Origin of the sequence: Kitasatospora sp. MY 5-36 (assembly GCF_001182915.1) — a bacterium.
In the GTDB taxonomy this organism is placed as follows: domain Bacteria; phylum Actinomycetota; class Actinomycetes; order Streptomycetales; family Streptomycetaceae; genus Kitasatospora.
Genome location: NZ_LFVW01000749.1, coordinates 1 through 5,004 on the forward strand (window position 1 = coordinate 1; position 5,004 = coordinate 5,004).

The 5,004-nt window shown below is 74.3% G+C and carries 6 protein-coding genes and 1 pseudogene; 4 read left to right on the plus strand and 3 right to left on the minus strand.

Going from position 1 to position 5,004, the window contains the following annotated elements:
- Positions 1-50: 50 nt before the first annotated feature.
- Positions 51-620, minus strand: coding sequence for a DUF6309 family protein (locus tag AE652_RS35120; protein WP_049659046.1), 570 nt, complete (start codon positions 618-620; stop codon positions 51-53).
- Positions 621-631: 11 nt separating this feature from the next.
- Positions 632-1,459, minus strand: a complete 828-nt coding sequence (locus AE652_RS35125; protein WP_199823191.1) for a phytanoyl-CoA dioxygenase family protein — start codon at positions 1,457-1,459, stop codon at positions 632-634.
- 376 nt (positions 1,460-1,835) lie between these two features.
- Here AE652_RS35125 and AE652_RS35130 point away from each other — a divergent pair, with 376 nt between their 5' ends.
- From AE652_RS35130 to AE652_RS35140, 3 genes are all read left to right on the plus strand, one after another.
- Complete coding sequence (locus AE652_RS35130) at positions 1,836-2,498, plus strand: TetR/AcrR family transcriptional regulator (protein WP_049659047.1); 663 nt, start codon at positions 1,836-1,838, stop codon at positions 2,496-2,498.
- 119 nt (positions 2,499-2,617) lie between these two features.
- Positions 2,618-2,812 (plus strand): DUF1918 domain-containing protein, encoded by a 195-nt coding sequence (locus tag AE652_RS35135; RefSeq protein ID WP_049659048.1) that lies wholly within the window; start codon positions 2,618-2,620, stop codon positions 2,810-2,812.
- Between the two features lie 44 nt (positions 2,813-2,856).
- Entirely contained in the window at positions 2,857-3,525 is a 669-nt protein-coding gene (locus AE652_RS35140) for a DedA family protein (RefSeq protein WP_049659049.1), read from the plus strand.
- Positions 3,526-3,532: 7 nt separating this feature from the next.
- On the opposite strand, the gene AE652_RS35145 is transcribed toward AE652_RS35140, so the two are convergent.
- The gene (locus AE652_RS35145; protein ID WP_049659050.1) at positions 3,533-4,273 is read right to left on the minus strand and encodes a PIG-L deacetylase family protein; all 741 of its coding nucleotides are present in this window, start codon (positions 4,271-4,273) and stop codon (positions 3,533-3,535) included.
- Between the two features lie 238 nt (positions 4,274-4,511).
- On the opposite strand from AE652_RS35145, the pseudogene AE652_RS35150 reads away from it, so the two are divergent.
- Positions 4,512-5,004, plus strand: a pseudogene (locus tag AE652_RS35150) (NADP-dependent oxidoreductase); the annotation flags it as partial.

A 5,004-nucleotide genomic window follows, 5' to 3' on the forward strand; every position in this document is an offset into this window, starting at 1 on the left:
GTCGGCCGGGTGGCCGCAGGACGCGGACCGGAGGTGCTGCGTCGCGGAGGTCACGCCGACTCGTCCCCCGTCCGGCCCGCCCGGGCGGGGCCGGCGGCCACCCCCGGGTCGCCCACCAGGTAGCCGTCCAGCAGCTCCCGCTCGGGCAGCCGTCCGGCCAACTCCCAGGCCAGCATGCGGTGCAGGCCGTCGAGGTGGATCAGCCCCGACCGGAGCACGAGGTCCCCGTAGTCGGAGTGGTCGACCGGGGCGGTGCTGAGGAAGACGGGCGTGAGCGGGGCCCACCTCAGCAGCCGCAGCTTCGCCGCGCAGACCGGGTTGGCGGCGGTCCAGGCCGCTCCGCCCGCGCGGATCCGCTCGGCCGCCTCGCCCACCGTCAGCCCGGAGCGCGGCACCAGTTCGAGCTCCCCGCCCTCGCTCAGGTGCCAGGGCAGCACGATGCCCAGGACGTCCGTCCGGGAGAGCCGGATCCGCCACCAGCCGCCGGGGATGCGGTCGGCACGGTCGAGGTTCTCCTCGCCGTACATGTTGCTGTTCGCCTCGTGGGCCCGATCCACCGGGTGGTCCCGCAGGTAGGCGTCGTGGACCTCGGGGTAGGCGACGGCTGTGACGATCTCCACGGCAGTGCTCCTCAGACGGTTCCGGTGTACTCGGTGCGGGCGTGTTCGCTGCCGGTGTACTCGGTGAAGTGCCGCTCCGCGAACAGCTCGGGCCACTGGCCGTCGGCCAGGTCCAGTTCGCGGGCCCGGGCGAGCATCTGCCGCCAGTACGGCTTCACCGGGCGCCAGCGCGCTCCCACCTGGCAGTAGGAGGCGTCGACGAAGTACCGGGGGCGGCCCGGCCCTTCGGGTGCCGGCCGGCGGGTGTGGAACAGCGCCGAGTTGAGCAGCACGGTGGAGCCGGGCGGCAGCCGGTCGATGACCACCTCGCCGGGCAGTTCGCCGGTGCCGTGGTGGGCGAAGGCGGACTTGCCGACGGTGCGCAGGTGCGAGCCGGGCAGCACGGCCAGGCTGCCGACCTTCTCGTCCAGTCCGCCGAGGTAGTGCAGCGCGTGGACCATCAGCAGCGACGGGTCGGAGCGGTCGTTGGGCTCGCAGTCGTGGTGCCAGGCCTTGCCCGGGATCCCCGGGTCCTGGCGGTCGCTGTGCAGGTGGTGGAAGACGAAGTCCGGCCCGAGCAGGCGGGTCAGGGTGCGCAACAGGGGCGGGTGGGTGAGGAGTTCGCCGTGGGCGGGCAGTTCCAGTTCCAGCAGCGGGGGCGGTCCGTGCCGTAAGGGGTCGGCGCACGCGGCGATCGACCGGGCCCGCAGGCCTTCGTCGACCCACCGGTCCACCTCGGGCGCGAGCCGTTCGCGCAGCGCTTCCGGCAGCAGGCCGGGCAGGACCAGGTACCCGGACTCCAGGAACTGGCGGCGGTGCTCGGTGTCGAGGGCCTCACGCCCTCCGGAGGACGGCGTCACCGAACCGATCCCCTCCTTCCGTTCGGCGGGGAACACACAGGGAATCGGCGCCACGGGACGTGGCGCGGGCAGTGGGGGCACACGGCGTCATCCAGACCTCGGGTGGCGGCGGAGCGTCCGTCACAGGCGCCTCGGCCGCCACAGCTGAATCGTGATCACCACGAAGAGGCATGCGTTGATCACGCAAGGTAGTCCGCCTCAGGAGTATGAACCTGTCTTCGCGTCCACGACAAGACCAATGCCAACCCGTGGACACCTTCCCGCCACCGTGCCGTTCAGCTCCGGCCACCAGTCGTCTCCCGTCCCACGGGGAACTCCGGTCCGTTCGCGCCCCGGTGATTCGCCGCCGCAACAGCGGATGCGGCACAGTGAGGTCATGAGCGACAGGAGTCACCCCGCCCCCGGACCGGTCCGGCGCCGCCCGGTCCAGCAGCGCAGCCTGGAGCGGTACGGCCGCATCCTGGACGCCTGCGCCGGGCTGCTGGACGAGGTCGGGGCGACCGCGCTCACCACCAAGGAGGTCGCCCAGCGCGCCCAGGTGCCGATCGGCACCCTGTACCAGTTCTTCGCCGGCAAGGAGGACCTGCTGGCGGCGCTCGCCACCCGCAACCTCGACCACTACCTCCAGCGCCTGGACGCCCGGCTGGCCGCCGCCGCGCCGGTCGGCCCCGCCCTCTTCACCGATCTCGCGGTGGAGGAGTTCGTGGCGATGAAGCGCGCCGTGCCGGGCTTCGGCCAGCTGGACTTCGGCCTGGCCGGACCGGCCGTCCCCACCGGCCTCCGGGACGACCGGTACCTGCTGGACGCGGGCGTGGACAACAACACCGCCGTCGCCCTGCGGCTCCAGGCGCTCGGCGGCGAACTGTTCCGGGCGGGCGACCCGACGGCCGTCATGCTGACCCTGCGGGTGGCCCTGGAGGCCGCCGACGCGGTGCTCAAACTGGCCTTCCGGGAGTCCCCGGACGGCGATCCGGCGCTGATCGCCGAGTGCAAGCGGCTGGTCCGCGGCTACCTCGCGCAACAGCCGTCCGCCCGCTGAGGCCCGGCCCCGCGGGCCCCGCCCGCCCGAGGCGTTGCGCGCCCGCCGCCCCCGCAGCACAGTGGATAGCGGGAACCGTCCGCGGAGGCGGCCCGGCACACGACCCGAGGGAGCAGACCATGCACGCGGCGGTAGGTGACCGGCTCCACATCCACAGCAGGTCGGTGGGCATGGTGGACCAGAAGGGCGAGATCGTCGAGGTGCGCGGCACCGACGGCGAACCGCCGTACGTGGTCCGCTTCGAGGACGGCCACGAGGGCCTGATCTACCCCGGCCCCGACTGCAACATCGAACAGCGCCAGGCGGAACGCTGACCCACTCCCCCGCCACCCCGCCCCGCGCGAGGTGGTGAGGAGCGGTGCCCGCCCCCACGACCCCGCTGCCCGGGGCACTCGCCGGGCTCGCGCCACTGCTGGACCACTACGGGTACCTCGCGGTGGCGGTGCTCGTCCTGCTGGACAACTGCGGCGTCCCGGTGCCCGGGCAGACCGTCCTGGTGCTGGCCTCGGTGTACGCCGGCACCGGGCACCTCGACCTCGCCGCCGTCCTGCTGATCGCGACCGGCGCCGCCGCGCTCGGCAACGGCCTCGGCTACCTGATCGGCCGCACCGGCGGACGCGCCTTCGTCCACCGCTGGGGCCGCTATGTGCTGCTCACCCCGGCCCGGATGGAGCGCGCGGACGGCTTCTTCGCCCGGCACGGCGGCAAGGTGGTCGCGGTCGCCCGCTTCGTGGACGGGCTGCGCCAGTACAACGGGATCATCGCCGGGACCACGGAGATGCCCCGGCGCCGGTTCCTGGCGTTCAACCTGCTCGGCGCGGTGCTGTGGACGGCGGTCTGGGGCACCTTCGGCTACCTCGCCGGCGCCAACATCGGCGCCGTCTACCACACGGCGCTGCGCTACCAGGTCTGGTTCGCGGTCGGCTTGGGCGTGCTGGTCGCCGCCCTCCTGCTCCGGCAGGTGCTGCGCTACCGGCGCCGGCGCCGCGCGGGCAGGGACGCCGACCCCGGCCCCGGCTCCGGGTAGCCGGAGGTCAACGCAGCGGGAACACCTCGAACGGCACCGCGAAGCGCGTCCCCAGCCGGCTGCCCGCGCCCCGGCCGAAGCCCTCCAGGAACTCCCGCGGCTCCGCCATCGCCCCGCCCAGCCCGGCCAGGTACGCCTTGTGCTCCTCCAGCGAGGCGACGCCCTGGTCGAAGGTCCCGGTGGTGTCCACCGCGTGCTTCGCCTCCGGCGAGGCCACCGCCCAGATCTGCCGCACGCCGTTCCACGGCTCGTGGCCCTCGGCCAGCAGCTCGCGGAACACCCAGCGGTTCCCGGCGTCCCGGACCCCGTCCAGGGTGGCCCGGCCGACCGCGACGTGGTCGGCCTGGTTGAGGAACACCCCGCCGTAGGTGTCCCGGAAGTTGCTGGTGATCACGATGTCCGGCCGGTGCCGGCGCACCGCCCGGGCGATGTCCCGGCGCAGCGGCAGCCCGTACTCCACCACGCCGTCCGGGTGGCCGAGGAACTCCACGGTGTCGACGCCGACCACGCGCGCCGAGGCGATCTGCTCCGCCTCGCGCAGCGGACCGCACTCGGCCGGGTCCAGCGTGTCGATGCCCGCCTCGCCGCTGGTCACCATCACGTAGACGACCTTCTTGCCCTGCGAGGTCCAGCGGGCGACGGCCGCGGCCCCGCCGTACTCCATGTCGTCGGGGTGGGCGACGATCGCCAGCGCCGTCCGCCAGTCCTCGTCGACGGGCTCGAAGGGCTCGGGGGCCTGCTCGGTCATGCTGCTCGTTCCTCTCGGTGCGGCTCGGGGTCGTCCGGCGGTACGGACGTACGGGGGTATCACAGTCGTACGTCCGTACCACGCGTGACTCTAGAAGACCCGCGTACCCCACGCCCCGTCAGACACCTCCGTGGCCGGGCGGCTTGCCCCTGACGCAAGGGTCAGGGGTTAGCGTCCGGGCGTCCCGCGGCGGCACCGACCGCCGCCGCCTCCCCCGCCCGCTCAGAGGAGTGCCGCCATGGCCCTGCCCACCACCGCCCGCGTCGTCCGGCTGACCGCCGCACCGGCCGGACTGCCCGCCCCCGGGGACTTCACCGTGACCGAGGAGCCGCTGGCGGCGCCCGGCCCCGGGGAGGTCCTCGTCCGCAACCGGGCCTTCCTGGTCTTCCCCGGGCTGCGCACGCTGATCGGCGGCGCGGGCTCCGGCCTGCCGATGCCGCACATCGCCCCCGGGGACGCGCTGTTCGGGCCCGCCCTCGGCGAGGTGCTGGCCGCGCCGGAGGACGGGCCGCTGCGCCCCGGCGACCTGGTCACCCACCTGAACGGCTGGCGGAGCCACGCGCTCGCCGCGGCCGCGCATTTCACCCCCGTCCCGTCGGACTTCCCGGACCCGCTCGCCCTGGTCTCCGCCGCCTCGGCCGGCTACGGCGGGCTGACCCGCTCCGTCGGGGTGCGCCCGGGCGACGTGGTGCTGGTGACCGGCGCGGCCGGCGCGGTCGGCACGGTGGCCG

Bases quoted from the DNA above. Each gene is read 5' to 3' on its own strand.
- AE652_RS35145 (WP_049659050.1), bottom strand. From the start codon at position 4,273: ATGACCGAGCAGGCCCCCGAGCCCTTCGAGCCCGTCGACGAGGACTGG.
- AE652_RS35130 (WP_049659047.1), top strand. From the start codon at position 1,836: ATGAGCGACAGGAGTCACCCCGCCCCCGGACCGGTCCGGCGCCGCCCG.
- AE652_RS35135 (WP_049659048.1), top strand. From the start codon at position 2,618: ATGCACGCGGCGGTAGGTGACCGGCTCCACATCCACAGCAGGTCGGTG.